30 protein-coding genes and 1 tRNA gene are annotated in these 26,514 nt (G+C 69.5%); 13 read left to right on the forward strand and 18 right to left on the reverse strand.

Translation table 11 applies throughout. The features are described 5' to 3' along the window. Positions 1-33: 33 nt before the first annotated feature. The 4 genes from MAA44156_RS21215 to MAA44156_RS21230 form a co-directional block, all read right to left on the reverse strand. Entirely contained in the window at positions 34-1,506 is a 1,473-nt protein-coding gene (locus MAA44156_RS21215; RefSeq protein WP_009979505.1) for a DUF7159 family protein, read from the reverse strand. 245 nt (positions 1,507-1,751) lie between these two features. Then, a complete protein-coding gene (locus MAA44156_RS21220) occupies positions 1,752-3,620 on the reverse strand; it encodes a DUF7159 family protein (RefSeq protein ID WP_249043276.1) in 1,869 nt (622 codons plus the stop codon). 130 nt (positions 3,621-3,750) lie between these two features. Then, positions 3,751-4,323 carry a dCTP deaminase gene (gene dcd / locus MAA44156_RS21225; protein WP_003873894.1) on the reverse strand — a complete coding sequence of 191 codons (573 nt, stop codon included), beginning with the start codon at positions 4,321-4,323 and terminating at the stop codon, positions 3,751-3,753. A gap of 29 nt (positions 4,324-4,352) precedes the next feature. After that, complete coding sequence (locus tag MAA44156_RS21230; protein ID WP_024636776.1) at positions 4,353-4,988, reverse strand: VldE C-terminal domain-containing protein; 636 nt, start codon at positions 4,986-4,988, stop codon at positions 4,353-4,355. Positions 4,989-5,162: 174 nt separating this feature from the next. Between MAA44156_RS21230 and MAA44156_RS21235 the strand changes: the two genes are divergently transcribed. The 3 genes from MAA44156_RS21235 (at position 5,163) to MAA44156_RS21245 (ending at position 6,003) form a co-directional block, all read left to right on the forward strand. Next, a tRNA-Gly gene (locus MAA44156_RS21235) sits at positions 5,163-5,236 on the forward strand. 162 nt (positions 5,237-5,398) lie between these two features. Next, the gene (locus MAA44156_RS21240; protein WP_009979514.1) at positions 5,399-5,716 is read left to right on the forward strand and encodes a WXG100 family type VII secretion target; all 318 of its coding nucleotides are present in this window, start codon (positions 5,399-5,401) and stop codon (positions 5,714-5,716) included. Further along, positions 5,713-6,003: a WXG100 family type VII secretion target gene (locus MAA44156_RS21245; RefSeq protein WP_009979515.1), complete on the forward strand. Its 291-nt coding sequence runs from the start codon at positions 5,713-5,715 to the stop codon at positions 6,001-6,003. Before MAA44156_RS21240 ends, MAA44156_RS21245 begins: the two co-directional genes overlap by 4 nt. Positions 6,004-6,024: 21 nt before the next feature. Here MAA44156_RS21245 and MAA44156_RS23655 read toward each other — a convergent pair whose 3' ends face one another. Then, the gene (locus MAA44156_RS23655) at positions 6,025-6,612 is read right to left on the reverse strand and encodes a DUF4926 domain-containing protein (RefSeq protein WP_224112112.1); all 588 of its coding nucleotides are present in this window, start codon (positions 6,610-6,612) and stop codon (positions 6,025-6,027) included. 149 nt (positions 6,613-6,761) lie between these two features. Between MAA44156_RS23655 and MAA44156_RS21255 the strand changes: the two genes are divergently transcribed. After that, the gene (locus tag MAA44156_RS21255) at positions 6,762-7,577 is read left to right on the forward strand and encodes a L,D-transpeptidase (RefSeq protein ID WP_009979517.1); all 816 of its coding nucleotides are present in this window, start codon (positions 6,762-6,764) and stop codon (positions 7,575-7,577) included. Between the two features lie 161 nt (positions 7,578-7,738). Here the strand turns inward: MAA44156_RS21255 and MAA44156_RS21260 are convergent, their stop codons facing one another. After that, positions 7,739-8,284: a hypothetical protein gene (locus MAA44156_RS21260; protein WP_033725733.1), complete on the reverse strand. Its 546-nt coding sequence runs from the start codon at positions 8,282-8,284 to the stop codon at positions 7,739-7,741. A gap of 333 nt (positions 8,285-8,617) precedes the next feature. Between MAA44156_RS21260 and MAA44156_RS21265 the strand changes: the two genes are divergently transcribed. The 4 genes from MAA44156_RS21265 (at position 8,618) to MAA44156_RS21280 (ending at position 11,804) form a co-directional block, all read left to right on the forward strand. Continuing rightward, positions 8,618-8,956, forward strand: coding sequence for a DUF732 domain-containing protein (locus MAA44156_RS21265; RefSeq protein WP_011726280.1), 339 nt, complete (start codon positions 8,618-8,620; stop codon positions 8,954-8,956). A gap of 169 nt (positions 8,957-9,125) precedes the next feature. After that, positions 9,126-9,482, forward strand: coding sequence for a DUF732 domain-containing protein (locus MAA44156_RS21270; protein ID WP_023880532.1), 357 nt, complete (start codon positions 9,126-9,128; stop codon positions 9,480-9,482). 52 nt (positions 9,483-9,534) lie between these two features. Next, positions 9,535-10,938, forward strand: coding sequence for a mannitol dehydrogenase family protein (locus tag MAA44156_RS21275; RefSeq protein WP_009979521.1), 1,404 nt, complete (start codon positions 9,535-9,537; stop codon positions 10,936-10,938). 83 nt (positions 10,939-11,021) lie between these two features. Next, a complete protein-coding gene (locus MAA44156_RS21280) occupies positions 11,022-11,804 on the forward strand; it encodes a hypothetical protein (RefSeq protein WP_023866904.1) in 783 nt (260 codons plus the stop codon). On the opposite strand, the gene MAA44156_RS21285 is transcribed toward MAA44156_RS21280, so the two are convergent. The 3 genes from MAA44156_RS21285 to MAA44156_RS21295 all read right to left on the reverse strand — a co-directional run bounded on the left by MAA44156_RS21285 (position 11,780) and on the right by MAA44156_RS21295 (position 13,530). Further along, complete coding sequence (locus MAA44156_RS21285) at positions 11,780-12,451, reverse strand: GAP family protein (protein WP_009979523.1); 672 nt, start codon at positions 12,449-12,451, stop codon at positions 11,780-11,782. The genes MAA44156_RS21280 and MAA44156_RS21285 overlap by 25 nt on opposite strands. Before the next feature lie 51 nt (positions 12,452-12,502). Then, a complete protein-coding gene (locus MAA44156_RS21290) occupies positions 12,503-13,156 on the reverse strand; it encodes a GAP family protein (protein WP_009979524.1) in 654 nt (217 codons plus the stop codon). 68 nt (positions 13,157-13,224) lie between these two features. Continuing rightward, positions 13,225-13,530: a hypothetical protein gene (locus tag MAA44156_RS21295; RefSeq protein WP_003873914.1), complete on the reverse strand. Its 306-nt coding sequence runs from the start codon at positions 13,528-13,530 to the stop codon at positions 13,225-13,227. Positions 13,531-13,606: 76 nt separating this feature from the next. Between MAA44156_RS21295 and MAA44156_RS21300 the strand changes: the two genes are divergently transcribed. Continuing rightward, positions 13,607-15,127, forward strand: coding sequence for a glycosyltransferase family 39 protein (locus MAA44156_RS21300; protein ID WP_009979526.1), 1,521 nt, complete (start codon positions 13,607-13,609; stop codon positions 15,125-15,127). Positions 15,128-15,130: 3 nt separating this feature from the next. Here the strand turns inward: MAA44156_RS21300 and MAA44156_RS21305 are convergent, their stop codons facing one another. Both MAA44156_RS21305 and MAA44156_RS21310 read right to left on the reverse strand, forming a co-directional pair. After that, the gene (locus MAA44156_RS21305) at positions 15,131-15,949 is read right to left on the reverse strand and encodes a glycoside hydrolase family 16 protein (protein ID WP_009979528.1); all 819 of its coding nucleotides are present in this window, start codon (positions 15,947-15,949) and stop codon (positions 15,131-15,133) included. 118 nt (positions 15,950-16,067) lie between these two features. Beyond that, a complete protein-coding gene (locus MAA44156_RS21310; RefSeq protein ID WP_009979529.1) occupies positions 16,068-17,087 on the reverse strand; it encodes an NADP-dependent oxidoreductase in 1,020 nt (339 codons plus the stop codon). Positions 17,088-17,144: 57 nt separating this feature from the next. Between MAA44156_RS21310 and MAA44156_RS21315 the strand changes: the two genes are divergently transcribed. Continuing rightward, on the forward strand, positions 17,145-17,807 hold the full coding sequence (locus tag MAA44156_RS21315) for a DUF3060 domain-containing protein (protein ID WP_009979530.1): 663 nt from the start codon (positions 17,145-17,147) through the stop codon (positions 17,805-17,807). A 3-nt stretch (positions 17,808-17,810) separates the two neighbouring features. Here the strand turns inward: MAA44156_RS21315 and MAA44156_RS21320 are convergent, their stop codons facing one another. From MAA44156_RS21320 to MAA44156_RS21335, 4 genes are all read right to left on the reverse strand, one after another. Then, positions 17,811-18,197 (reverse strand): Rv0313 family protein, encoded by a 387-nt coding sequence (locus tag MAA44156_RS21320; protein ID WP_003873919.1) that lies wholly within the window; start codon positions 18,195-18,197, stop codon positions 17,811-17,813. Positions 18,198-18,336: 139 nt separating this feature from the next. Further along, a complete protein-coding gene (locus MAA44156_RS21325) occupies positions 18,337-19,650 on the reverse strand; it encodes a DUF7159 family protein (protein WP_205590181.1) in 1,314 nt (437 codons plus the stop codon). 147 nt (positions 19,651-19,797) lie between these two features. Further along, positions 19,798-21,726: an Hsp70 family protein gene (locus MAA44156_RS21330; protein WP_121035733.1), complete on the reverse strand. Its 1,929-nt coding sequence runs from the start codon at positions 21,724-21,726 to the stop codon at positions 19,798-19,800. 156 nt (positions 21,727-21,882) lie between these two features. Beyond that, positions 21,883-23,109, reverse strand: a complete 1,227-nt coding sequence (locus MAA44156_RS21335; RefSeq protein ID WP_009979537.1) for a hypothetical protein — start codon at positions 23,107-23,109, stop codon at positions 21,883-21,885. A 38-nt stretch (positions 23,110-23,147) separates the two neighbouring features. Here MAA44156_RS21335 and MAA44156_RS21340 point away from each other — a divergent pair, with 38 nt between their 5' ends. Both MAA44156_RS21340 and MAA44156_RS21345 read left to right on the forward strand, forming a co-directional pair. After that, complete coding sequence (locus MAA44156_RS21340) at positions 23,148-23,768, forward strand: TetR/AcrR family transcriptional regulator (protein WP_009979538.1); 621 nt, start codon at positions 23,148-23,150, stop codon at positions 23,766-23,768. 4 nt (positions 23,769-23,772) lie between these two features. Further along, positions 23,773-24,252, forward strand: coding sequence for a nuclear transport factor 2 family protein (locus tag MAA44156_RS21345; RefSeq protein WP_003873924.1), 480 nt, complete (start codon positions 23,773-23,775; stop codon positions 24,250-24,252). 3 nt (positions 24,253-24,255) lie between these two features. Here MAA44156_RS21345 and MAA44156_RS21350 read toward each other — a convergent pair whose 3' ends face one another. Next, complete coding sequence (locus tag MAA44156_RS21350) at positions 24,256-24,915, reverse strand: L,D-transpeptidase family protein (protein ID WP_003879195.1); 660 nt, start codon at positions 24,913-24,915, stop codon at positions 24,256-24,258. 98 nt (positions 24,916-25,013) lie between these two features. After that, entirely contained in the window at positions 25,014-25,658 is a 645-nt protein-coding gene (locus tag MAA44156_RS21355; protein WP_009979542.1) for a phosphatase PAP2 family protein, read from the reverse strand. Positions 25,659-25,716: 58 nt separating this feature from the next. Here MAA44156_RS21355 and MAA44156_RS21360 point away from each other — a divergent pair, with 58 nt between their 5' ends. Then, positions 25,717-26,199, forward strand: a complete 483-nt coding sequence (locus MAA44156_RS21360; protein WP_003873927.1) for a hypothetical protein — start codon at positions 25,717-25,719, stop codon at positions 26,197-26,199. On the opposite strand, the gene MAA44156_RS21365 is transcribed toward MAA44156_RS21360, so the two are convergent. Continuing rightward, on the reverse strand, positions 26,183-26,467 hold the full coding sequence (locus MAA44156_RS21365; RefSeq protein WP_009979544.1) for a hypothetical protein: 285 nt from the start codon (positions 26,465-26,467) through the stop codon (positions 26,183-26,185). The genes MAA44156_RS21360 and MAA44156_RS21365 overlap by 17 nt on opposite strands. Positions 26,468-26,514: the final 47 nt, after the last annotated feature.

A 26,514-nucleotide genomic window follows, 5' to 3' on the forward strand; every position in this document is an offset into this window, starting at 1 on the left:
CGGGTCAGACACGCAGGCGAGCCGGAATCCGCGCTACCGGTGGCCGTGGCCGCCACCGAACCCGTGGCCGCCACCGAAGGGACCATGCCCGCCGAACGGGCCGTGACCCCCGCCGAAGGGACCATGCCCGCCGAACGGGCCGTGACCCCCGCCGAAGGGACCATGCCCGCCGAACGGACCGTGCCCGCCGAAGGGACCGTGGCCCCCACCGAACGGGCCGTGGCCGCCGAAGGGGCCGTGACCGGGCGCGGGTGGGCGGGCGAGCGGCACGCGCGGCGGCGGAACGAACACCGGCGGCGGAAGGACGGGAACGGGGACGGCGATGGGCGGCGGGGCCGGGGGCGGTGGTGCGATCGGGTGCGGCGCGGCCAGCGGCCGCGGCGGCGTGATCTTCGGCTGCGCCTGGACCGGCGGCGCGGGCGGGGGCGGCGCCGGAGCGGGGGCGATGATGTTCTCGTTGGGGCTGGGCCGCAACGCGACGGTGGGCCGGATGCTGATCGCCAGGGCGATCTCCAGCGCCACCACGGCGGCGATGAAAATCACCGCCAGGGTGCTGCTGACCAGCAGCAGCGACTTGCGCCGCCGGGCGCGTTCGTCGAGGTCGATCAGTGTCTTGGCCTCGGCATCATCGTCGGGAACCGCGCTGTAGGCGACGTTGGCCTTGCCCTCGCCGGCGTCGGCGGCCTGCGCCGCAATGCGGCTGTGGTACTCGGGCTGATAGCCGGGCAGCAGGCCGGGGGACTGCCCGGCCAGGGCGAGCGGGTCGACCTCTCCGGTGCCGGGATCCAGCGCGTAAGCCAGCGCCGCGGTGGACGACGCGAACAGCGGCGCGTTCGCCGACGCCAGTGCGGCGCCCCTGGCCAGGGCCATCTCCGGCTCGTCCGGCACCGACAGCTCCAGCGACGTCGCAGCCTCCAGCGCCGGCTTGATCAGCGGGACGTCGACGCCGGAGCCGACCAGGACCAGGCCCTCCGGACGGGTTGGCAGGGACTCGGCGCTGGCGGCCATGTCGACGAGTTCGGCCACCGCCTGGTCCTCGTCCTCCGGCAGGGGCCGACGGCGGACCTCCGAGACCGAACCGTCGGCGGTGTCGACCACCGCCATCGTCGCGCTGTAGGGCTCGACGAACAGCATCGCGGTCCGCGCGTAGTTGGTGGCGTCGCCGACGGCCTGGGTCAGTGCTGCGGCGGCCATGAAGGCCGAGACCAGCATGACGTTTTCCACCTTGTACGCGATCAAGGCGTCGCGCAGCATGGCCGCCTCGACGTGATCGGTCCAGGTAACGCCGGTCGACAGCAGCTGGTAGCCGCTGTCGGCGGCACCCTCCCGGGTGCCCAGGATCGCCGAAATGACCTGGTCGGGGGCGGTGCCGGGGAGGGCGGTTCGTCGGGTGTCGACGTCGAAGTCGTCCTCGTCGACAGTGACGCCGTCGGCGCTTTCGCCTTCGACCAGAACCATGCGCACCTTGGTCGGCGTCATCGCGACGCCAAGCACGATGCCCGCCACTGCTTCTAGCCCCCTGCCCCATTTGCTGCGCTGCCCGACGCGCCCTCCGGGCAGCATCCCTATTGCGCGTGCGCCACGAATTTCCTTGCCGTAGCTAAGCCCGGCTCACAACCCAAGCCGTTTGCTGGATTGATGAAATTTTGGCGGACGAGGCGGCGTCTTTTCGCCAGCCTCAATACCGCAACCCTACTCGTGTGATCTCGGCCTGCGTCGTGGCGCGGGTCGACGGAGTGGTCGGCGCGGGGCTATTTGTGCCCGCCGCCGAGTCCGCCCAGGCCGCCGCCGCTGTGACCGCCGCCGAAGCCACCCAAGCCACCGCCGGGCGCCGGGGCGTGGCCACCGCCGAAGCCGCCCAGGCCGCCGCCGGGCGTACCGGCACCTGGAGTGGGAAGGTGACCGCCACCCGAGCCGCCCGGAGTGCTGCCCGCGCCCGGGAAGGGAAGGTGACCGCCACCGGAGCCACCCGGGGTACCCGCCCCGGGCGTCGGAACGTGCCCGCCACCCGATCCACCGGTGCCACCCGGGCCACCGGTACCGGGCGTGGGAACGTGACCGCCGCCCGAGCCACCCGAACCACCGGCACCGGGGGTGGGAACGTGACCGCCGCCCGAGCCACCCGAACCACCGGCACCGGGGGTGGGAACGTGACCACCGCCGTAGTTGCCGGGGCCGTCCGGCTTGGGCGGCGTGCCTTCGCCGGGCGGGGTCTGGTGCTGCGGCGGTGACTGCGGAACAGTGCCGCCGACCTGCGGAGGCGACGGCGGCTGCGGGACGCGCACCGGCGGTTGCACCGGTTGTGGAACCGACAGCCGCGGCGGCGCCAGCAGCTGCGGCGGGCTGACCGGATCGGGCACCGGGATGCGGACCGGCACCGGAACCGGGACCGGCGGGACCACCACCGGGACCGGCACCACCGGCGGGGCCGCGGGGATCGGCGGCGCCTCCGGAAGCGGCGGCGCAGCCGGCGGCGGGGCGGCCGGCAACGGCGCGGCGACCGGCGGGCTCAACGGCTTGGGCGCCGCCACCGGCTCGGGCACGCTGATCTTGGGCTGCGGTGCCGACGCCTGCACCGGCGGCGGTGCCGGCGCCTGCTCGGTGGGAACGATCAGATGTTGATTCGGGGTAGGTTGCAACGCCACGGTTCCGGTGGTGCGGATGCCGATCGCCAGCGCGATCTCCAGCGCCAGCACCGCGCTGATGCCGACCACCGCCAGCCCGCTGCCCACCAGCAGGACCGGCCGTCGACGCGGCTCACTGTCCTCGGGAAGGAACAGCTTCTCGATGACCACGGTCGGCGACTCGGCGTCCTCCTCCCCCACCGCGCTGTAGGCGAGTTCGTCGTCGCCGGGCTCGGGATCGACGGGGACATAGAGGTAGTCGGGCAGCGAGTACTGGTCGACAGCGCCGGTGCCGGGGTCTTGTGCGTAGGCCAGCGCCGCCGTCGACGACGCGAACAGCGGCGCGTTCGCCGCGGCCAGGGCGGCCCCGCGGGCCAGCGCGGTCTCCGGCTCCTCGGCCACACTCACGTCGAGGAACGTCGTGGTCTGCAGCACCTGCTTGAGCGGAGCGACGTCGACGCCCGAGCCGACGAGCAACAGCCCGCCCGGCAGGGACTCCAGCTTCTCCAGCCCGGCGACCATCGCGCTGAGCTGCCCGGCCGCGTCGCCGTAGGACTCGGCGCGAATCTGCTGCTTGTAGACATCGGGGATGGAGCCGTCGGAGGTCTCGACGACCGCCAGGGTCGCGGTATCGGGTTCCACCAGCAGCACCGCGGTGCGCTCGTAACCCATTGCGCCGCCGACGTTTTGCGCCAGCGCCGCAGCCGCCAGAAACGCCGAGACCAGCATGACATTGTCGATCCGGCGAGCCGCCAACGCGTCGCGCAGGGCCGCGGCTTCGAGTTGATCGGTCCACGTCACCCCGATGGAGGAGAGCTGCAGGCCGGCGTCGGCGGCGCCCTCCCGGGTGCCCAGAATGGCCGAGATCACCCGATCCGGGGCGCTCGCGGTGGCCGCGTCATCGGCGCCGGTGACATCGATCGCGTCCTCTTCCACCGTCGCGCCATCGGCGTATTCGCCTTCCAGAACGACCATTTGGATCGAAGACGGTGCCATCGACACCCCGAGCACGATATTCAAGACAAACCCCTCCAAAGGTGTTGCGCGATCGCCACGGCCAGGCGGAGGAAAAAACCACGGCTAACTAAGTATCGCGCAGAACGGTGGCGTGAGAGCCCCGCAGAACCTATGTAGACGTTATGAAGTTCTGGTACGAGCGCGACGGTGTCGGTCCTCGCTGGCCCTGGTACTTCGAACCTACGCGAGTGCTGCCGTACGGGTGTTCGGCCGGACTGGTCAACCGCAGAATGCACAGCTGACCGATCTTCATGCCCGGCCACAGCGTGATCGGCAGGTTGGCGACGTTGGACAGCTCGAGCGTGATGTGGCCGCTGAAGCCGGGATCGATGAAGCCGGCGGTCGAGTGCGTCAGCAGCCCCAGGCGGCCCAGGGACGATTTGCCCTCCAAACGTCCGGCGAGGTCGTCGGGCAGGGTGATGAGCTCGAGCGTCGAGCCGAGCACGAACTCGCCGGGGTGCAGCACGAACGGCTCACCGTCTTGCGGTTCGACCAGCGAGGTGAGCTCGTCCTGCTGCTTGGCCGGGTCGATGTGGGTGTAGCGAGTGTTGTTGAAAACCCGGAACATGCAGTCAAGGCGGACGTCGATGCTGGACGGCTGCACCAGCGCGTCATCGAACGGCTCGATGCCCAACCGCCCGGCGGTGATTTCGGCCCTGAGGTCGCGATCGGAGAGCAGCACCAAGCGAGCCTAACTGCTGCGCAGCGCGTTCAGCGGAGATAGACCTCGTCGCCGGTGGGGTATCCGCCGCCGATGGTCGTGACGTGGACGTGGTCGTAGTGACCGAGCCGGCTCGTTTGGGCGCCGTTGGGGGTGTAGTAGACGCCGCGCCAGATCGCGTCCTGGATTCCGAACCGGTCGGCGTTCTGCAGCACGTAGGCCACGATCGCGTTCCCCAGCGCGATGCCCTGGGCGCTTTCCGGGTCGGGAATCATCACGTCGATCGCCATGCCGAGGGGGTGCCAGGGCAGCGGATCCGGTCGCACTCCCCCGATCTCGTGGATCTGGGGGAACTCGGCGCTGATGCTGCGGGCGGTCAGGATGGTGCGCACCTGCAGGCCCCGTTCCGGCGCCACGCCGGCGGGCAGGAAGCGCGAGCGGGTGTGATAGCGCGAGGCAGCGACGGGCTGGCCGTCGCCGAATCCTTTACTGAGCCGCGTCGATGCCAAGGTCACGATTTCCGCGCAACACGGAGCGGGCTCGTTGATAACGGGTTTGGCTGTCCCGCGCGCCGCGAATGGATGAACATCGGCCGAGACCGCGAAGAAGACGGCAGCGGGCGCGAGCACCGCAGCCAGGGTCGCCGACGGTTTGCGTCGCTTCCTGGCTAATGCGTGTCGACCCACGCCCAGCACATTACGGCGCAATCACGAAATAATAAACACGGGCATTTCGCCGACCGGCGGATATTGTGCATGCGTGGTTTAAGGCGTAATGCGACGGGCGATTGGCGGCCGGCCGCGACGGCCCAGGCAGGTGAGCGTCCGCGGCGCCGGATGCTAGCCTTCTGACGCGACCGCGCCGATGTAGTTCAATGGCAGAACATCAGCTTCCCAAGCTGAGAACGCGGGTTCGATTCCCGTCATCGGCTCCACGACCCCATACTCCGGGCAACGGCCCAAGTTCTCGGCATCGCCAACGGCGACGCCGGCCTGCATCACAACCCGCGCACGGGTTTCCGCGTCACCAATCAGGGTGAGTTGTACGGCGTCGCAACCTTGGCTTAGGTGTCAAAAAACGGTGAAAGAAGGCTGCGGTGGCTGGCCATCTGACGATGCAGTTGGAGGCGATGGCGTCGGCCGCACACATCCTGACAAACCAAGCCGACGGCTTCAGCAGCGAACTCGACAGCATCGCCGACGACTGGCGCAATCTGTCATCGACGTGGCAAGGCGCCGCCGCATCTGATTTCCGGCCCGCATGGGATGAGTGGCACCAAGGCGCAAAGGCCGTCGCAACGCTGCTATCGGAACACTCCCAGCTGTTGCTCCGCTCACTGGACCTCATGCTCGACCACGAGACGATTGCCGCGAGAGCCTTCGCCGCCCTGTCCCCAACGGATCCGGAATCATGAGCCGCCGTTACACGGTCGACCCTGAGGCACTGTCGCATTTTGCCGACCGACTGGCGAAATTCACTGCCAGCGCGGAACAAATTGCCGCGGCCGTCGACCAATGCATCGCCGAACTCCACGGTTCCTGGCTGGGTCGCGGCGCAGACGCCGAGCGCGAGTACCACCAAAGATGGGTAGCAGCCGACAAACAAATGCGAGAAGCGCTCACCGAATTGCGCACCAATGTGGAGAGGGCGCACCGCAACTATGACGGTGTGGCCCAACACAATACGGCCATGTGGCCCTGAATCGGGCCGCAACTACAGTCGCTACGCATCTGGATCCGGCCGCCAGACGACTTCCAGGTCATCTCCGGAAAGCGTGACCAGCGCCTGGGTTACGCCGTCGGCATCTGAAAACTCCACCTCGTACGCGGACGGGAGAGTGCTATCCGAATCCTTCGTGTAATCCATGACGATAGTCCCGCGTGAACCGGCAGGCAGGTTGTGTTCCGGCAGCGGCCGCAGCAGCCTGATCACGTCATACTCTCGAGGTCTCAACGCTTTACGTTCTCTCATTTGCTCGTAGGGATCGCCGTCACCAAGCGCACTACACCGTCGTTTCCGCGTATCCAGGCGAACGTCACATCTATGACCCTTCCGTTCGCTCCGGCGATCGAGATCACTTGGTTGTATTTTATGCCGTACTGGGTGACACCCGTTTCGTTCGAACCACTTCGCCTTCGGTCCCCCAGTTACGTGGTCGGGATTGAGCAAGTACCTTTCAAGCTTGTCCAGATCGCTTTCCTGTGAAAGCCTGGCCGCCTGCACCACATCAATGCCGGCACCACCACTTGCCGCCTTCTCGGCTGCGAAGATTCTTGCGTTCGCGGCGAGGAGCGGCAGCTGAAAAGTCACTCTCCAACCCCTCCCACTGACGCGCTAAACCGCTGACACCGAAACGTGACCGATGCGTGGCCAAATATCAACGCGCCCTTGCGCTTCCGCAGGTAATCGCCCATTTACGATCCCTATTGCAACTATGTCAGTTAAAAGGAATTGGGGCCATGCGGACGGGTGTTCGGTGTGTTCTTGCGACGGTCGGCGTCGCTGCGTGTGTGGTGGTGACGCCGGCCGGCGTCAGCCTGGCCGCGGCGAGCCAGTCGCACGCGTTCGCGATCGCGTCGGTGCTGCCCAGCAGCGGCGAGGTGGTCGGCGTGGCGCACCCCGTGGTCGTGACGTTCCGCGCGCCCATCACCGATCCGGCCAAGCGACACGCGGCCGAACAGACCATTGACGTCAAATCGACACCCGCGATGAGCGGCAAGTTCGAATGGCTCGACAACCGTGTCGTGCAATGGGTTCCGGACCGGTACTGGCCCGCGCACAGCACGATTGCGCTGACCGTCGGCGGGGTTTCCACCGAGATCAAGACGGGTCCCGCGGTCATCGGGGTGGCCAGCATCTCCGAACACACCTTCACCGTGAGCATCGACGGCGTCGAAGCCGGTCCGCCGACCTCGCTGCCGGCGCCGCACCACCGGCCCCACTTCGGTGAGCAGGGGGTGATGCCGGCCTCGATGGGCAGGCCGGAATTCCCGACGCCGGTGGGCTCGTACACCGTCCTGTCGAAAGAGCGTGCGGTGACGATGGATTCGAGCAGCGTCGGCATTCCCGTCGACGATCCCGACGGATACCTGCTGACTGTCAACTACGCCGTCCGCATCACCAACCGCGGCCTGTTCGTGCATTCCGCGCCGTGGGCGGTCCGCTCACTGGGGCTGGAAAACGTCAGCCACGGGTGCATCAGCCTGAGTCCCGACGACGCCGAGTGGTACTACGACCACGTCAACGTCGGCGACCCGGTGATCGTCCAAGACTAACGACGGCCGGGCGTAACCAACCGCAGCACAACGTAATTCGCGGGGCACACCGCGTCACCCAGGCGGCGTCCCGGCACCTGGAACAGGAAATACCCACTCCCACAACGAAAGCGGGCCCACCGGCATGCAAACCGGCGGGCCCGCTGTAAGCGAACGAAGCGTCAGCTGGCGCCCGAGGGGCCGGGCCGCACCGGCTGACCGGGCACCGGACCGCCGGTGGGCGCCGGGCCGGTCGGCGCGTCCTTCACACCCGACATGTCGATGATGGGAGCGGCCGCCTCCACCGGGGCGCCGGCCGCGGCCGGCCCGCCGAGCGCGATCAGCGGCGCGCCGGCCGGCACCACCGGCACCGGGGGCGCGAGTGGCACGGGGGCACCCAGCGGCAATGGAGCGCCCAGCGGTACCGGAGCGCCGAGCGGCACCGGCCCGGGCACGGCCATCGGCACGCCGGACATGTCGGTGAGGGGGGCCGCGCACATGTCCGTCGCACCCGCGGCCACCGCACCACCGGCCGCGGGCGCACCACCGGCGACCGGACCGCCGGCTGCGGGCGCCGCTTCGCCCGACTGCCCCTGAATGCACGCGTGGCCGCCCGTTATCAGCGGGGCGGCCGCCGCATCGGGGCTCAACGCTATGGCCGCTCCGCACAACCCAGCGCTCGCAACCACTTTCATGTTGAACCGATCGACGATCGCCATCAGCGTCAACTTCCCTTCATCCACGCTCTGCTAGTTCGGCAATGTTTTGGTGCAGCAGACCCGCTTCGCCGTACCCGGCCTTTTCACGACCGGGCTAATTGTCGGTAGCCGGCGCGCGACACGAGCCGCGCCGCACCGCGCCGTTTCCAAATGGTGACGTCACAACGGTGTCACGGAGCCACCCGGCGCCGGCGCACCCCAGCCGGGCGACTTCGAATCGCAGGGAATCTATTTTTCCGCAGGCCATTCACAGGAAATTTTTGGTGAACAATGGCGGGTTTCGAGGTTACATAGAAGTGAACACCGTGATCCGAACGGTTGACAGGAAGAGGGGAAGGGATTATGTCACCAGGTCGTCTAGCTGGCGGTTTGATCGGCTCAGCGCTGCTCGGTGGCCCGCTTCTCGCCGCGGTCGTCTGGGCCGGCCCGGCACAGGCCGATGCGGCCGGCTTCCTCAACGACATGCACCGGGACGGCATCCATGCCGTGACCGGCGGCGACGCGGCGCTGCTGCAGGCGGGCCTGAACATCTGCCAGCAAATATCGTGGGGCGCCCCGCCCGCGCAGCTCGAGGGTCTGGCGCTGCAGCGTTCCGACGACCGGCAGGGGCCCGGCGGGCTCACCCCCCAGCAGGCCGACGACCTCGTCGGTTACGCCATGCGCGATCTGTGCCCCAGCTAGCACCGCGTAGCCCCGCTAGGTAGGCCCGAGTGGACGGTCGCCGCGTGCCGCGACCGCCCACTCCTCTTCGCCGACTGTTCATCCTCCGGATGTGTTTGCGCAGCGGTTTTTCGCACTTCTGTGTCAAAGTGCATCATCCGCATCGGGCACAGACGAAGGAGAAGGTTGGATGGCGGCACGCAGGCTGGTTGACCGGGTAACGGGCGCGGCGCTGACGGCGGGCCCACTGATGCTGGCGGGGATGCTGACGGCGACCGTGACGGCCGGCCCGGCGCGGGCGGACCAAGCCGCCTTCCTCAACGACCTGCACAACGCCGGGATCCATGCCGTCAACGGCGGCGACGACGCGCTCCTGCAAATGGGCGCGGATTTGTGCCAACAGCTGTCCTGGGGGGCATCTCCCCAGCAGCTGGAGGGGCTCGCGCTGCAGCGCTCCGACGCCGACCAGGGCACCGGCGGCATCAACGGCCGGCAGGCCGCGGACGTGGTGATCTTCGCGTTGCGCGATCTGTGCCCCAACGCCTAGCACCGGCCCGGTCGCTACCCAGGCGTCCGGTCCAGGCTAGGGTGACAGTCGAGTGAAGCTGAACGCACATAACCTGACCGGTCTCAAAATCCCCGTCCCGACCTATGACCGTAGCCAAATCGGCATCGGCATAGCGCATTTCGGCGTCGAGGGTTTTCATCGCGCCCACCAGGCCATGTACCTGGACCGCTTGCTGAACGACGGTCTCGCCCGGGACTGGGGCATCTGCGGTATCGGCGTGCTGCCCGACGACCGGCGCATGCGCGACGCGCTGCGCAGCCAGGACTACCTCTACACGCTGATCCTGGAACATCCCGACGGCACCCAGGAGCCGCGCGTCATCGGATCCATCGTCGACTTCCGTTACGCGCCTGAGGATCCCGGTTCCGTCGTCGATCTGCTGGCCGATCCCGCCACCCGGATCATCTCGCTCACCATCACCGAGGGCGGCTACCAGCCGCCGCTCAGCGCGGCGTTCGAGTTGGTGGCCGAGGCGCTGAATCGGCGACGGGAGCGCGGCCTGCCCTCTCCGACGATCGTCTCCTGCGACAACATCATCAAAAACGGAGACGTGGCCCGGCGCGCCTTCACTGCCCACGCCGAGCAGGTCAATCCCGAACTCGCGCAATGGATGCGGGAGAACACCACCTTCCCCAACTCGATGGTCGACCGGATCACCCCGACGCCCACACCAGACCTCGTCGACCGGTTGGCCGCCGAGTTCGGCGTGCAGGACGCCGAGCCGGTGGTGGCCGAGCCGTTCGCCATGTGGGTGCTCGAGGACGACTTCGCCGACGGGCGGCCCCCGCTGGACAAGGCCGGCGTGCGGCTGGTCGACGACGTGGCGCCCTACGAGGCGATCAAGCTGCGGCTGCTCAACGCCGGCCATCAGGGCCTGTGCTATTTCGCCTACCTGGCCGGATACCGCGAGGTGCACGAGGCCGCGCAGGATCCGGTGATCGCGGAATTCCTTGCCCGCTACATGGATTCGGAGGCGATGCCGACGCTGCCGCGGATGCCCGGTCTGGAAGACTTCCGGGACGGCCTCATCCCCCGCTTCGCCAACGCCTATGTGGGCGACCAGGTGGCCCGGCTGTGCGCGGACTCCTCCGACCATATCCCGAAGTGGCTGTTGCCGGTGGTGCACGACAACCTGCGCTCCGGCGGCCCGGTGCAGCTGTCCGCGGCGATCGTCGCGAGCTGGGCTCGCTACGCCGAGGGCGTCGACGAACAGGGCCGCCCGATCGAGGTGGTGGACCGGCTCGCCGACACCCTGGTGCCGCTCGCCCGCTCGCAGCGCGAGAATCCGGACGCGTTCCTGGCCAACCGTGCGGTGTTCGGCGACCTGATCGACGCACCGCGCTTCCGCGAGGCCTACCGGTGGGCCCTGGACTCGCTGCACCGGCGCGGCGCGCGCGCGACGTTGCGGGCGCTGATCGGGGCCGACGGGTCGTGAGCCTGGTCGCGGGCATCGACCCGGGCACGGACCCCCGCGGCCTGACCGAGAGCGCCTAGGCTGGGCGGGGAACAGCCAAAGACATGGACGCACAGGGCTATTGCGCGCGGTGGCGGCAGAACGCCGATCGTCGAGGCGTGGCCGCGCGGGTGGTCGACGAGATCGTCCGGCGCCACGGCATCACCCCGGCGCGCTTCGCGGTGCTCGAGACCCTTACCGAGTTCCGGGACCCGCTCGGCAAATCGTATTTCCTGCTGCGCCCGGACACCCCCGGCGAGCACGCCCGGGAGGCGGTGCTGATGACCTACATCCTCAATGCCGGCACCGATTACGGGATTGGCAAGGCGCCCACGGACTTTCCACCCACCCCCTATAGCGCCGTGGAGGCGGTGCGCATCATCGCCCGCCAGCACGCCAACGACTGGAGCTATCGCCGCGACGTCCGGTTCGTGCACCGCAACGGAGCTCGCCTGGTCACCACCCCCAACGGCATGCTGATGGGATTGGGCGGCAACGGGATTCAACGGCTGTTCAGCGCGCGGGGCGGTACCACCTGGGGCGACATCTTCATGGTCAACCTGGGCCGGCTGGCCGACCCGGTCGACCAGCTGCACCGGATCATCCGCTCCGGACGCGCCTGGGGCCGGGACGCGCACGGCGTCCCGCGCGCCGCCCACCTCGACCTGGACCGCTTGTTGCACCACGAGGAACGGCACGCCGCGCAGTGGGCGGCCCGCGGTTATTTCGGCATGCTCACCGGCTACGGCCGGGAGTTGTTCCGCGAGTTGGCTTTTCGGGTGGTCAACCGATTCGAGGAGGACGCGGGATTGTGCGACGGGGGCTACAGGGCGTCGATCCCGTGGTAGAGCACCATCGCGCCGATCACCACCAGGACCGCCGCGAGCAGGGCGGCGTTGTTGCGGTCCATCCAGTCCCGGAGCCGGGCCAGCGCGTCGTCGAGGCGGCTGCCGGCCGCCAGATAGGCCAGTATCGGGATCGCGACGCTGGACGCCGCGACCGCGACGAAGAACAGCGCGGCCATCCAGTCGCCGATCGGGCCGAGTCCGCTGCTGCCGATGGCCAATCCGGCCGGGACGCAGATGAGCGCCACATCCGGGCGCACGACCGCGAGCACCGCCCCGGTGATGCCGGCGCGGGCCGGGGTGATGCTGGCGAATGACCGCATCCAGGCCGGCGACTCGCTGTGCCGGTGCCGGGTGTGCCACCGGAAAATGCCGTAGCCGATCAGCCCCGCCCCCAACACCACCCGCAGCCACGACGACCACCGCGGCGGCGACCTGTCCAGGCCGCCGAGCAGGTGCGAGGCCGCGACGGCGAGCGCGGTCAGCGCGGCCAGGCTCAGCAGCCAGCCGCCCAGGAACGCCAGGCTGCTCGGCCGCGGCCGCGGCGCCTGCAGCACCAGCACCGCCGGGATGACGGTGAGCGGCGACAACGAGATGACCAGCCCCAGCGGCACCAGCCCGGTCAGCACGGTGCCCCAGCTTCCTGCCATGAGCGGCAATCCTGCCACCGCCGCGCCGATGTGACACCGAAACGCGCCGGGTCAGGCCAGCGCGCGAATCCCGTTGTAGAGCACGATCAACCCGATCAGCAGCAGGATGACCGCCAGCATCGCGTCGTGGTTGGCTTCCATCCACGCTTTGAGGCGCTCCAGCGCATCGTCGAAGCGGTCCCCGGCACCGACGTAGACCAGGATCGGGACGGCCACCGTCGACGCGGCCAGCACGACGAAGATCGCGGCGGCGACCAGCTGGGCGCCCGCGCTCAGGCTGCTGTTGCCGACGGCCAAACCGGCTGCCGCACACAGGATGAGCACCTCGGGCCGCAGCGGCACCAGCACCGCCCCCACCACCCCGGCCCGCACCGGCGACAGCGCGGCGAACGAGCGCATCCAGCGCGGCATGCTGCGCTGCCGGTGCCGGGTGAACCAGTGGTAGGCGGCCAACGCGAGGAGCGCGACCCCGAAGACCAGCCGCACCCAGGACGCCCATTTCGGCGGGGTCGCGTGCAAGCCGCTGAGCAGCTCCGAACCACCGACGAACGCGGTGGTGAGCCCGACCAGGCCCAGCACCCAGCCGCCGAGGAAGGCGAGGCTGGCCGGGCGCGGGCGGGGCGCGTGCAACACCAGCACCGCGGGAATGACCGTGATCGGCGAGAGCGCGATGACCGCCGCCAGCGCCACCAGCTTGCTCAGCACCGATGCCCAACTTGGTTCCACGGGCAGCCATCATCGCATCGGCGCGACACCGGCGCATGGCTGCGCCGTCAGCCCTTGCGGCGCAGCGTCCAGGCCGGCACCCAGTGCGTCACGGTCCGGCATTTGGCGCCGTAGGCCACCGGATAGGTGACCAGGCCCCACCAGTCGCCCTGCTCGCACAGCGCCCAGCAACTCAGCCGCCCCTCCACCACCTTGTGCAGTTGCAGACCGTTGGGCTGATACCGCCCCGAGCGGTGCGGCTGGCGCGGGAACAGCACGGTCAGATCGACCAGCACGGCGATCGGCGGGCGCACCACCCGAAACGGGCTGCGCACCGGTTGGCCGTTGTATCCGATCGACGCGAGCGGATCCATCGATCGATCATACGTTCGAATCCTGAGGTGTCCGGGTACGCCGGGTGGCCCGACGGGCGTCTGGCAACATGGCGGTGTGTCCAGCCCGACCCGTCCGGCGGTACCGGCCGCGCTGGACCCGTGGATCGTTGCGGCGCTGGCCGCCGCGGTGAGCCTGGCCGGGGCCGCGCGGCCGTCCTTCTGGTACGACGAGGCCGCGACCATCTCGGCCTCCTACAGCCGGTCGCTGACCCAGATGTGGCACATGCTGGGCAATGTCGACGCCGTGCACGGCCTGTACTACCTGCTCATGCACGGCTGGTTCCGGCTCGTCCCGCCCACCGAGTTCTGGTCGCGCGCCCCCAGCGGGCTGGCGGTGGGGGCCGCCGCGGCCGGCGTCGTCGTGCTGGGCAGGCAGTTCTCGTCGCGCACGGTCGCGGTGGCCTCCGGTGTTTTCTGCGCGGTGTTGCCGCGCACCACCTGGGCCGGCGTCGAGGCCCGGCCGTATGCCCTGTCGATGATGGCCGCGGTGTGGCTGAGCGCGCTGCTGGTTTTCGCCGCCCGCCGCCAATCCCGTTGGCCGTGGCTGTGTTTCGGCCTCGCCCTGGTGTGCTCGGTGCTGCTCGACGCGTACATCGCGCTGCTGCTCGCGGCGTACGCCGTCTTCGTCGGCGTCTGCTGTCGCAGCCGAACGGTGTTGTGGCGCTTCGGCATCAGCTCGGCGGTGGCGGTGGTCATGCTGCTGCCGTTCCTGCTGACGGTGGCCGGGCAGGCGCACCAGATCAGCTGGGTGGCAGCGATCGGGCACCGCACCATCGAAGACGTGGTGATGCAGCAGTATTTCGAACGCAGCCCGCCGTTCGCCGTGCTGTCGGCGCTGCTGATCTGCGCGGCAATCGCGTTGTGGCTCAGCCGGTCCGCGCCGCTGGGGCCCTCGGAGCGGCAACTGCTGGTGCTGGCGACGTGCTGGGTCGGGATACCGACCGCGGCGATCGTGGCCTACTCGGCGCTGGTGCATCCGATCTACACGCCCCGCTACCTGTGCTTCACCGCGCCGGCGATGGCGCTGATCCTGGGCGTCTGCAGCGCCGCGATAGCCGCCAAGCCCTGGGTGACCACCGCCGTGGTCGGTGTTTTCGCTATCGCTGCGGCACCGAATTATATTCGGGCACAGCGCAATCCGTATGCCAAGTATGGGATGGACTACAGCCAGGTTGCCGATCTGATCACCGCGAAGGCCGCACCCGGCGATTGCCTGCTGGTCAACGACACGGTGACGTTCATGCCCGCCCCGATGCGACCGCTGCTGGCGGCGCGCCCGGACGCGTATCGCAAGCTGATCGATCTCACGCTGTGGCAGCGGGCCGTCGACCGCAACGACGTCTTCGACACCAACCTGATCCCCGAGGTGGTGGCCGGGCCGTTGAGCCACTGCGCCGTGCTGTGGATCATCACCCAGGCCGACTCGTCCGAGCCGGCGCACCAGCAGGGCCCGGCGCTGCCGCCGGGCCCGGTCTACGGGGCGACGCCCGCCTTCGCGGTGCCGCACGACCTAGGCTTCCGGCTGGTCGAGCGCTGGCAGTTCAACCTGGTTCAGGTGTTCGAGGCCACGAGGTGAGCGCTACCAGATGCGGATGTAGTCGATCAGCATCGACGACGGGAACACGCCCGCCGCGGGGTCACCGGCGCCCACCCCGCCGACGGCGAGGGTGAACATCGGCGTCATCCAGTAGCCGGGGTTGTTGAACGGCCAGCGGAAGTCGTCGGGCGCGCCGCCGGCGACGTGGATGGGTTTGTTGGGCACCTTGAAGTACTCGGCCCCGTCCCGCGAGAACTCGAATCCCTCTTCGCCCCAATGCATTCGCCAGGTGTGCCAGTTGCCGTCGACCAGGCCGGGAATCGATTTGCCTTCCCACGTCTTGCCGTTGGAGGCGGCGTGCACGGTGGTGCCCGGTGGCCACTGGCCGTTGCCGTACCACTCGAAGATGTCCACCTCGCCGTCGGGCAGCGGGTCCTCGTTGACTCCCCAGAACGACGGCCAAAGGCCGGGGAACAGGCAGTCCAGCTTGATCCGCGCCTCCCAGGTCTGGTTGATCATGCTGCGGAAATTGCCGCGCAGCTTGCCGCTGTAGTAGCCCATCTCCTGGGTGGCGCACAACACCAGGTTGGAATTGCCGTCCTGGAACACGTTTCGGCGGTCGTCGCGGTAGATCCCGGCCACCGGCGGGAACACGTCGTCCTGCCAGGTCTGGATGGTCCACTTGCCCGGATCGGGCGGCGAGCCGGCGGGACCGTCGAACTCGTCGGCGAAGATGTAGGGCCCGCCCCCGGCCGACGGCGGCGCTTCGGGCGCCGGCGGGGTGGCCCAGGCGCCGGGCAGGCGCATCGCAGCTCCCAGCATGCCGATTCCCGACATCAACATCATGCTGCGACGATCCATCTAGTAACCACCAATCGTTCGATGCCGGCCCGTCATGCGCGGCGCGATCTCCCCAAGCAACTCTCGCAAACGGTGTTATGAAACCACGCGCCGGGGTTGGGCCGCATCCCGCGCCCGGTCAGCCGGCGCCGGGTTCGCTGAGCTTGACCAGCGTCTTGCCGATGTTGACGCCGGTGAACAGCCCGTTGAGGGCGTCGACGCAGGATTCGATGCCCTCAAAGATGGTCTGCCGGTGGTGAAGTCGGCCCTCGGCCTCCCACTTCCGCAGCGCGGCGAACGCCTCGTCGAAGCGGCCCCACTGGTCGAGCGCGTTGAACCCCTGCATCAGCGCGGTCTTGGACAGCAGGTTCACGTAGTTGGCCGGGCCGGGATGGTCCCCGGTCAGGTAGCTGGAGATGACGCCGCACAGCACCACCCGGGCGCGGGGGGCCAGCCGACCCAGCACGGCGTCCAGGATGGGCCCGCCCACGTTGTCGAAGTAGACGTCGACGCGGCGCGGGCAATGCTGTTTGAGCGCCGCCGCGACGTCGTCGTTCTTGTAGTCGATGCACGCGTCGAACCCGAAGTCCGCCACCACCGCACGGCATTTCTCCGGTCCCCCGGCGATGCCCACCACCCGGGCGCCGGCGATCTTGGCGATCTGCCCGGCGATCGACCCGGTGGCGCCCGCGGCCGCCGACACCACCACCGTCTCGCCGGGCTGCGGGCGGCCGATGTCGGTCATCCCGAAATAGGCGGTGGCGCCGGTCGGTCCGTACACCGACATGATCGCCAGCTGGTCGTCCTCGCCGGGAATCGGCGTGCTGAACAGGTCGTCGCGGATGATCGCGTACTCCTGGAATCCGGTCAGCGTGGTGACCACGTCGCCGACGGCGAACGCGTCACAGCGCGAGGCCACCACCTCGCCGATCCCGGCCGCGCGAATGACCTCACCCAACTGCACCGGCGGCAGGTAGCTGGGCTGGTCGTCGAGCCAGGTGCGCGCCGCGGCGTCGATGCCGACGTAGGTGGTCCGCAGCAGCGCCTCCCCCTCGGCGGGTTCCGGGGCGGGGGTGGTGACCAGTTCGGTGTCGTCCGGCCGGACCAGTCCGGAGGGGCGGCGACGCAGCAGGATCTGGCGGTTCGGCAAATCGGGCACGGTCCTAAAAACTACCGAACGGGCCGAAACCGCAGAAGGGAATGGCATATTCAATCCATGGCAGCAAACGACGACCCGGAGGAGCGGATCCGGGAACTCGAGCGTCCGCTCGCCGACTCGGCGCGGGCCTCCGAGCAGGGCAGCGCGCCGTCCACCGGCCCGGGCTACCCTCCTGCGCCGGCGCCGTGGTCCTACGGCGGGCCCGTCCCCGGCCCGCCCGGGCAACGCCCGTCGGGCAACCGGGTGTGGTGGGTGGTGGGCACCCTCATCGCCGTCGGCGTGCTGGCCCTGGCCGGCGGCATCGCAGCCTTTGCGGCACACCAGCTTTCGGGGGTGAAGTCGATCATCAACTCGCCGCCCACCATCTCCAGGACGTTCGGCCCGCCGCCGGGCATCTCGACGACGCCGGCCCCCTCGACGTCCCGCCGGACGCCGACGTCACCGGCCGCGCCGCCGGGCACCGAGCTCAGCGTCGCCGGGATCAACGAGAACCGCACGCTGGCCTGTGACGACAACCCAGTCAGCGTCAGCGGCGTGTCCAACACCGTGGTGATCACGGGGCATTGCACCAGCCTGTCGGTGTCGGGCGTGCAGAACACGGTCACAGTCGAGGCGGTCGAGCGCATCGACGCCTCGGGCTTCAACAACAAGGTCACCTACCACTCGGGCACACCGAGCATCAGCAACTCGGGTGGCTCGAACGTGGTCGGCCGCGGCTGACGGTCAGCCGGGCTGTTCGGGATCGTCGTCGAGGACGCTGACCGCGATGCCGTACGGCAGGAAGCGCACCTTGCGTTTGGGGTCGACGTTGTCCTTGTTGGCCCGCAGCGCGTCGAGCTCGGTGGCGAAGACCTGTTCGACGTGCGCGCCGCCGCCGGCGTCCACGGTGTAGATGGCCCACACCCCGTCGCCGGCTTCCCCGGCGGTCTCCGGCGCGGGGCGACCCCGCCGCGACAGGTCCTCGAAAAGGGAGGACCAGCCGGTCCGAGCGCCCGGAGCGGCGACGAACTTGCTGACCCGCTCGAACACCTCGCGCAGCCCTTCGCTGCCCTCGCGGATCATCCGATCGAACTCGTCGGGGTCGAATCCGAACCCACCCTGCTCGCCCACGCGACCTCCTTGCCGCTCGTGCCGTACCTGCCAGTGTGCGCCCGGCCGGCCGGGTGTGCCAGGTGCTATGGGCCGGGCGGCGGCGCCGGCGGGGTGATCGGGATCGGCACCGTGACGAACGGGAAGTGCAGGTACATCGTCACCGGTGGCTGGTGGGGCACCGGCGGGGCGGCCGGCGGCGGCGCGGGCGCCGGAGGTGGGGCGGCCGGGGCGGGCGCGGCGGCCGGCGGCGGCACCGGCTGCTCGACGGGCCGCGGCTGGTACTGCGGTGTGGGCCGGGCCGGGGCGCGGTAGACCGGCGCCGGGGGCGCCGTGGTGACCGGGGTCTGCGGCGCCGCCTGCTGGACGGGCTCCGGCGCCGGGGCGGCCACCTCGGTGGGGTCGGGGCGGGGGCGGGCGTGCTCGGCGCGGGCGGCTGCGCCGCCGGCGGGTTGCTCGGCGGCGGCGCCGGCAGCTGGATCCCCGGGGTGGCGACGCTGACGCCCTGGTTGTGCCGGGTGTTCGAGCCGTGACCGTCCGAGGTCAGCGTCACCAGCACCACGCCGCCGATCACCGCGGCGATGCCGGCCAGCGCGCCGCCGGCCAGCAGCATCGACCACGGCCGGCGCGGGGCCGGCTCCTCCTCGTCGGGGACGGCGCTGTAGGCGCGCACGCCGGTGCCCGCACCGGTGTCGCCCCACACATCCAGATAGGTGGGGTTGAACGCGGGAGGATCCATCTCCCCGGTGCCCGGGTCCAGCGCGTAGGCCAGCGCCGCCGTCGACGACGCGAACAGCGGCGCGTTCGCCGAGGCCAGGGCCGCGCCGCGGGCCAGCGCCATGTCCGGCTCCTCGGGGCCGGTGACCGGAACGGGGCTGGCCGCCTCCAGCGCCGGTTTCACCGCGACGATGTCGGTTCCGCAGCCGACCACGAACACGCCGTCGGCGCGGGTGTCGCGCGCATCCAGGCCGGCGACCATCGACGCCAGCTCGGCCGCCACCGGCGCGCCGGCGCCGTGCGGGATCTGGTGGCGGTGCAGATCGACGATCGAACCGTCGCTCACGTCGACGACGGCCAGCGTCGCGCTGCGCGGCTCGACGAACAGCATCGCGATGTGCCCGTAGCCGAGCGCATACCCGACCGTCTGCGCCAGCGCGGCCGCGGCCAGCAGCGGCGAGACCAACATCACGTTGCCCAGCTCGTGGGAGGCGATCGCATCCCGCAACGCCGCGGCCCCGGTGGGGTCGGTCCAGGTAACCCCCGTCGAGGTCAGCCGGTGGCCGCCCTCGAAAACTCCCTCGCGGGTGCCGATGATCGCGTCGATCACCTGGTCGGCCGCCGAATTCGCCGAACTCTCAGCGGCTCCGACTGCGAACTCTTCCTGTTCGACGGTCACGCCGTCGGCATTCTGTCCTTCGATCGCTACCAGGCGGACCGTCCCGGGAGCCATCGACACCCCAAGCACGATGTCCACGTAACGCCTCCAAGGTCTTGCACTGCCCCGCGCGACCCGGACCGGGCCGGGCGAGGGCATGGCGGGTAAACCCCGCATGAACTTGGTGACACCACGCTACCCGCGCGCGACTCGGCGCGCAGATGGACTGCCTGAGCAGGACGGACGCTAATACCCCGGGCCGTAGTAGGGGTTTTGGGAGTTCCCCGGGTATTGCGGATATTCGTTGCCCGGATATTGCGGGTACTGCGGATACTCGTTCGACGGATACTGCGGCGTCGCGGGAGCCTGCTTCTGCGGCACCGGCACCGGGATCGGAACCGGCAGCAGCGGAACGTGGATCCACTCGGTGGTCATCGGCACCGTGGTGGTGGTGCTGGTGGTGGTCGGCTCCTGCGTCGTCGTCGGTGGCGGCGGTGTGGTGGTGGGCGTCGGACTCGGCGTCGGCGCCGTGGTGTGCCGCGGCGTGTAGGTCGGCGCCGGCGGTGCCGTGGTCACCACGACCGGAGGCGGCGGTGCCGGCGGCGGCGACGGTGGCGGCGGGGGCGGCTGCGGCGGTGGCGGCGCCGGGCTGGGGACCGGTTGCGCGCTGGGCGGTGGCGGCGGGGGCACCGCGGTGGGCGGCGCGACGGCCGACGGCGGCACCACCCGGCTGACCGGCGGCAGCGGGGCGACGGACGGCGCCGGCGGGGCCTGGCGGTTTTCGATCCCGGTCAGCGTGTAGGCCACCCCGCCGATCGCGGTCATGGCGACCGCGGCGGACATCCCGATGATCAACTGGGAGAAGCGAAGTCGCCGCCAGGGCCGCCGCGGTTTAGGCGGGTCGATGACGTTGAGCCGCATCGACCAGCCGGCCGGGCCGTCCTCGTCATAAGTTTCGCCGCCGAACCGCATCCGCAGGTCACCGGGGTATTCGGTTTGCGACCAAGCTAATTCGCGGTCGGTCAGCGCCTCGTCGTCGATCACCAGCACATCGCCGGCGCCCAGGTCGACGACGTCGCCGGCGGCGTCGGCCGCCGCCAGCAGGCCGATCGAGGTGCGCGTGCGCATGTCCAGTTCGCCGCCGCGCGAGGCCAGCAGCAGCGCCCCGGCCGCGGCCGCGAACGCCGGCTGCGACGGTGTCAGGATCGGTGTCCGGCCGTGCACCGAAAGTCGCTCCGTGACAAGCGGAATGCGTGCACCGCCACCGACGGTCACCACCGCCGCCAGGTCCGACCAGCTCTTGCGGTAGCGCACCAGCAGGTCGTCGAAGGCATAGATGAAGCCGGTCAGCCGGTCCTGCATCAGCTCTTCGAGATCGTCCTGCGTCAACGTCAGGCTGCAACTGCGCCCGCCGAGTTCGGCGGTGATCTCGGTGACGACGTCGGTGGAAAGCCGTTCCTTGGCGGCGCGGCACTGCTCCCGCAGCGCCGCGAGCTGTCCCACCCCGGCGGTGCTGGCCGGGTCGAGGCCGCTGCCGTGCCCGAGCTCCTCGAACGCCCGCAGCTGCAGCTCCTGGTCGATCTCGTCGCCGGACAGCGCGGCGTATCGCATTGTGGCGCTGACGAGCTCGAAGTCGCCGGCGACGTTCACCAGGGTGGCCGAGGTGCCGCTGCCCCCGAAGTCGAGCAGCCCGACCACGCCCTCGTCGGGCAGGCCCAGTTCGGACTTCACCGCGGTCAGCGCAGCGATGGCGTCGCTGACCAGCCGTGGCGCCATGCCGCTGCGGACGAAGCCCAGGTGAGTGCGCAACGCGTCGCGCAGCGCCTGCACGGTGCCGGGTTTCCAGTGCGCCGGGACCGCGATGGAAATCTCCGAAGACGCCGCATCCGCACCGGCGGCGAGCACCATCGCGTCCAGCGCCTCCACCGTCAACAGCTCCGGATCGTGCGCGGAACCGTCCGGCGACACCAGCGCGACCGAATCGCCGATGCGCTCCACAAAGCCCTTCATCGGCACGCCAGGCTCAGCCAGAAGCGGATTCTCTTCGGGCGCACCGATTTTCGGTGCGCAGTGCGGGTAGAGGGTCAGCACACAGCGGCGACTAACCGGTGGGCTTCCATTACGCGCAGCGACCAGGTTGGTGGTCCCGATCGACAACCCGAGTGGGTCGTACATAGAGCGAAAACCTTCGTCTATAGGGGTCGGTGGCCAGCGTCAACCATATCCGTGGACACGCCCAAAGCCGATGGGTTGCAACGTCATCGGTATATGGTCGATGCGGTTGTGTCACCGAAGTGGTACCGCGGACCCCTTGACAAACTCCCGTTGGACTCAGACCACGGTGAGCGGCAGCGATCGTCTCGGCTCGAATTGGAAGGTGGAACCGCCGCTGACCTTGGTCACCGAAACCTCCGGCAGCTCATCGGCGTCGGTGTCGGTTTCGACGAATTCGGCGGTCCAGTCGGTGTCGGTGCCGCTGACCCGCACGCCGATCCGCGGATTCGCCGCGGTGGCGATCGCCTGCAGCGGTTGCACCGAACCCGGCGAGCACAGGGATATCCAGGCGGCGTCGTCGTGCGCCGGTGACCGGTGCACCAGCAGCCGGTTGCCGGCGATTTCGGAGACGACGTAGCCGGCGGGGTTGAGCAGCGGATGCAATTCGAGCACGCGCAGCACCGCGTCGATCCCGCCACCGGATCCGACGGCGCGATGGATTCGCTCGGCGGCCAGCCCGGCGACGCCGGTCAGGCCGCGGGTGCACACGGACACCGCCTCGGCATCATCGGCAGCGCGCTTTCGCACCGCGATGGCGAAAGACAGGTACAGCAAGTGCATTTGCAAACAGACCTCGTCGGCGATGCGCACCAGCGCCGAGTGCGAGAACGCGCCGAAGTCCAGGTCGGACAGCAGCGGCCCGGAATAGTCGGCCATGCCCTCGTCCGACGCATCGATCGGGTCGAGTTCCCAACCGGCAGCGCGGGTTTGGCCCACGATGTGCAGCGCCGGGATAGGCTGGGCCTCCGGATAGGACTCGTCGATGATCACGGTCCACGCGCAGTGCGGATGCCGGTCCGCGGGTTCGCGGGGCGGGCGGTGGATGGGCCGCACCTGGGCGCGCGGATTGGTGGCCACCGCGGTGGCGTCGAAGGTCGGGTCCTCGATGGTGTGGCACATCCCGAACACGTAGTCCGGGCCCATCGGTTCGACGTCGAGCAGCGCCCCGCAATGGTCGAGCTGAAACTCGCCGTGCCAGCGGTCGTGCACGGTGTAGCGGAAATCCATGAATTGCGGCGGCGCGCCGATGTCGAGCTGCAGCCCCTTGAAGATCGTGATGACGTCGTCGCCCTCGTAGCCCAGCGCCCGCTGCATGCGCCGGGTGTAGATCGGGCTGGCGCCGGCCCACTCCTCGATGGCGATCTGCACCATCTCGTCGCGGCCGAAGGAGCTGATGCACCAGGCCATGCCGGAGCGGTCCATCATCTGGCCGATCAGCAGCAGTTCGGGGACCAGGACGGCCAGCTCGGACCGGGACAGGCGGGCATACGGAGATTGGGCCACGGCCCAAAAATAGACTCGGCTATGTTATAAAGTCAACAATGTCCATTGCCCCAGGCCAGCAGCCCGGTCGCCCCGCGGGGCCCACCAGGCGGACGACCGCGCCGCGCAAGCGCGGCGACGACACGCGGGCCAGGATCATCGACGAGACGGTCCGCTGCATCATCGAGGAGGGGTTCGCCGCCGCCACCGCCAAGCACGTGGCCGAGCGGGCGGGAGTGACCTGGGGCGTCATCCAGTACCACTTCGGCGACCGCAACGGCCTGCTGATGGCCGTGGTGGACGACGGGGTGGCCCGGCTGGTGGAAAGCCTGTCGTCGGCCGACGTCAGCGAGTTGCCGCTGCGGCAGCGCGTCGAGGTCGTCATCGACACCGCGTGGAGCTGCTACAGCAGCCCCACGTCGATGGCGGCGTTCGAGATCCTGCACGCCACCCGGGGCGCGCTGGGAGACTCGTCGCGCCGCCACCTGCTGGACATGAACGCCGCGATCGGCCAGCTCGGCCGACTGATCACCACGGATCCGGCGAATGCCGGTGTGGCCGAGGTGATTTGGGCGACGCTGCGCGGGGTTGTGCTGGCGCAGATGGTGATCGGGACGACCGTCGATTGGAGCCTGGAACGGCGTGCCCTGATCGACATGGTCACCCGTGTGCTGCAATGATCCGATGACCCTCGACGACCTGGCCGACATCGAAGCCATCAAGCAAGTCAAATACCGCTATCTGCGCGCGCTGGACACCAAGCACTGGGACGATTTCGCCGACACCCTCGCCGAGGACATCACGGCCGACTACGGCCCCTCGATCGGCAACGAACTGCACTTCACCAACCGCGCCGAGCTGGTCGAGTACATGCGAACCTCGCTGCCCGCGAACGTCATCACCGAACACCGGGTCACCCATCCCGACATCGTCGTCGACGGCGACACCGCCACGGGCAGTTGGTATCTGCAGGACCGGGTGATGGTCGCCGAGCTCAATTTCATGCTGATCGGCGCGGCCTTCTACCGCGACACCTACCGGCGCACCGAGCGGGGGTGGAAGATCAGCGGCACCGGCTACGACCGCACCTATGACGCCACCATGTCATTGGAGGGGCTGAATTTCACGCTCAAGCCGGGCCGGGCCATCGCCGGGGCGGACTGAGCGTCACTTGGTGATCGCGATGACCGCGCCGGGCCGCAGCCATTTCATGATCGACACCAGCTGAGCGTCGTCGACCGCCACGCAACCCTCGGTGGGTTTGCCGTCGGTGGTGTGAAAGAAGAACGCGGCGCCGCCGCCGGGGGTCTTGTTCTTGTTGACGCCCATCACCACCGCGTGCTTGTACTGCGGGATCTGCAGGTTCTCGCTTTCGGCGGTGTTGAACGGGCACTGGGCTTTCGGGCACACCTGCATGGAGTTGAAGGTGGGGCTGTGGTCGTCGCCGCTCCACCAGTAGTTGGGCCCGACGATCTGGGTGTAGGGCAGCCCGGTGCCGGGGTTGGGCGCGGTGCCGAAGGCGGAGTCCAGGCTGTAGACCCCCATCGGGGTGGCCGGAACGCCGCTCTTGGCCTGCGGCGCCATCCCGGCCGAGCCGACGTGGGTGGGCACGCCGGAGCGCAGCGACTGCCAGCCGGTGCCGGTGCGCTGGAAGATCTCCATGGTGGCGTTCGAGCCGCCGGTGCTGACCACCGAAACCACTTGTGTCGCATTGCCAACCGCGTTGGCGAACCAGGGAGCGCCGGCCGCGGCACTGATCGGCGAGAGCACCACCGAGGCGACGATCACGCACGCCGCAGCGCACAGTGACGTGAGCAGTCGGTGCATGCACTCCATCGTCGGACCGGCCCGTCCCGAGGGTCAAGTAAAGCTTTAGACCCGGTTAGGTCACCGCGCCGTGACCAAAAGCCCGCCGCCGCACGGCTTTAGCCCGAGCGGTCCGGAGCCGAAGGCCGAAACACCAAGAGACACAACAGGAAATACAGATAGCCCAGCGACCAGCCGGCCAGCACATCGGACGGGTAGTGCACGTTCAGCATCACCCGGGACAGCCCGACCGCCGGCAGCGCCACCGCGACCGCGGCGACGAGGAGGCCGCGCAGCACCCGGTTCAGCATCGGCAGCGCGAACAACGTCATGGCCAACAGACCGGCCGTCGCCTCGAGCGCGTGTCCGGACGGAAACGACGTCGAGGCCGCGCCGACCAGCGCGGTCGGCGGCCGCGGCCGGTCGACCAGCGCCTTGGCCCCGGCGGTGACCAGCTCGTTGCACGGCGCGCAGGCCAGCGCCAGCGCCAGCGCGGCCCGCAGCCGGCGCAGCACCACCGCGCACAGCGTTACCGCGATGCCCAGCACCGCCAGCGTGCCCGGGCCCAGCACCACCGACACCACCTCGGCCGCGCGCAGCCAGCCCGGGTGTTTGACCGCGAGGTCACGCGTGCCGTTCAGGAACGACCAGTCCATCCGCGCCAGCCAGCCCCAGCCGTGCCGGTAGCCGATCCACATCACCGCGTACACCGCCGTGGCCAGCAGGGCGATCGCCGCGGCGGGCGCGGGCCTCGGTCGCATCATTGCCCCATCGATACCAGCACGGCCGCGCGACGGCGCGCGCGCCGTCATACTGGGCAGCATGGCCGTGTTTGTCCGTAGGTTGTTCGGCATCGGCAAGCTGCCCGACGACCTGCATGCCCAGGTCGAGGCGGAAGGCCTTATCTACCTTGCCGATTACGTCGCGGTGACCCGGCGATTCAGCGGCACCATCCCGGGCGTGCGGCTGCCGCACAGCGTCGCCAGCTACACGGGGTCGCTGGTGTTCACCTCCGAGCGGGTGCTGGCGACGCTGTCCATGCTGCCCCGGCTGGCCGGCCCGACCGTCAACGTCGCCTGGGACGCGCCGCAGACCGGGGCGGCCCAGGTGGAGATCTCCTCGACGGGATTGCAGGTGGACGTCGACGTCTCGCGGGTCGACGAGAAATTCAGCGGCGAGTTGTCACTGCACTACAAGGTCGCCATTCCCGCCGATGTGCTCAGCGGCCTGCCGCGCCACTCGTTGGCCTTCGACATGCCGCCGGAGTACGTGTTCCGCGCGGTCGGCGTTACCTATAGTCCCTGATCGTGATCCGCGGCCAGGGCGGCTGGCGCAGCACCGCCAGGCTGCCGATCACCGCCGCCAGCAGGCCGGTCATCACCCCGATCAGCGCCACCCGGCCGGTGTCCACGGCCGGCGTCCAGCGGGCCTGGCCGTCACGGATGGTGAAGACCCCCGGCGGTTTGCCGACCACGATGACGGTGGTGCCGTCCGGGGTCTGATAGGGCTCGCCGTAGCCGCGGTCGGCGCCGCGGTCGGCGGCCAGTTGCTCGAGGACGTCGGAAGGCTTCACGGGCCACTCCCTTCAAGACACGATCCACGCTAGCCCGGATTTCCTAC

The organism is Mycobacterium avium subsp. avium (assembly GCF_009741445.1).
In the GTDB taxonomy this organism is placed as follows: Bacteria; Actinomycetota; Actinomycetes; order Mycobacteriales; family Mycobacteriaceae; genus Mycobacterium; species Mycobacterium avium.

Coding starts and splice junctions, on each gene's coding strand:
- MAA44156_RS21355 (WP_009979542.1), bottom strand. CDS start 25,658: ATGATGCGACCGAGGCCCGCGCCCGCCGCGGCGATCGCCCTGCTGGCC.
- MAA44156_RS21245 (WP_009979515.1), top strand. CDS start 5,713: ATGAGCCGCCGTTACACGGTCGACCCTGAGGCACTGTCGCATTTTGCC.
- MAA44156_RS21265 (WP_011726280.1), top strand. CDS start 8,618: ATGTCACCAGGTCGTCTAGCTGGCGGTTTGATCGGCTCAGCGCTGCTC.
- MAA44156_RS21345 (WP_003873924.1), top strand. CDS start 23,773: ATGACCCTCGACGACCTGGCCGACATCGAAGCCATCAAGCAAGTCAAA.
- MAA44156_RS21280 (WP_023866904.1), top strand. CDS start 11,022: ATGGACGCACAGGGCTATTGCGCGCGGTGGCGGCAGAACGCCGATCGT.
- MAA44156_RS21330 (WP_121035733.1), bottom strand. CDS start 21,726: ATGTACGACCCACTCGGGTTGTCGATCGGGACCACCAACCTGGTCGCT.
- MAA44156_RS21305 (WP_009979528.1), bottom strand. CDS start 15,949: ATGGATCGTCGCAGCATGATGTTGATGTCGGGAATCGGCATGCTGGGA.
- MAA44156_RS21220 (WP_249043276.1), bottom strand. CDS start 3,620: ATGGCACCGTCTTCGATCCAAATGGTCGTTCTGGAAGGCGAATACGCC.
- MAA44156_RS21315 (WP_009979530.1), top strand. CDS start 17,145: ATGGCAGCAAACGACGACCCGGAGGAGCGGATCCGGGAACTCGAGCGT.
- MAA44156_RS21285 (WP_009979523.1), bottom strand. CDS start 12,451: ATGGCAGGAAGCTGGGGCACCGTGCTGACCGGGCTGGTGCCGCTGGGG.
- MAA44156_RS21270 (WP_023880532.1), top strand. CDS start 9,126: ATGGCGGCACGCAGGCTGGTTGACCGGGTAACGGGCGCGGCGCTGACG.
- MAA44156_RS21350 (WP_003879195.1), bottom strand. CDS start 24,915: ATGCACCGACTGCTCACGTCACTGTGCGCTGCGGCGTGCGTGATCGTC.
- MAA44156_RS21360 (WP_003873927.1), top strand. CDS start 25,717: ATGGCCGTGTTTGTCCGTAGGTTGTTCGGCATCGGCAAGCTGCCCGAC.
- MAA44156_RS21340 (WP_009979538.1), top strand. CDS start 23,148: ATGTCCATTGCCCCAGGCCAGCAGCCCGGTCGCCCCGCGGGGCCCACC.
- MAA44156_RS21295 (WP_003873914.1), bottom strand. CDS start 13,530: ATGGATCCGCTCGCGTCGATCGGATACAACGGCCAACCGGTGCGCAGC.
- MAA44156_RS21255 (WP_009979517.1), top strand. CDS start 6,762: ATGCGGACGGGTGTTCGGTGTGTTCTTGCGACGGTCGGCGTCGCTGCG.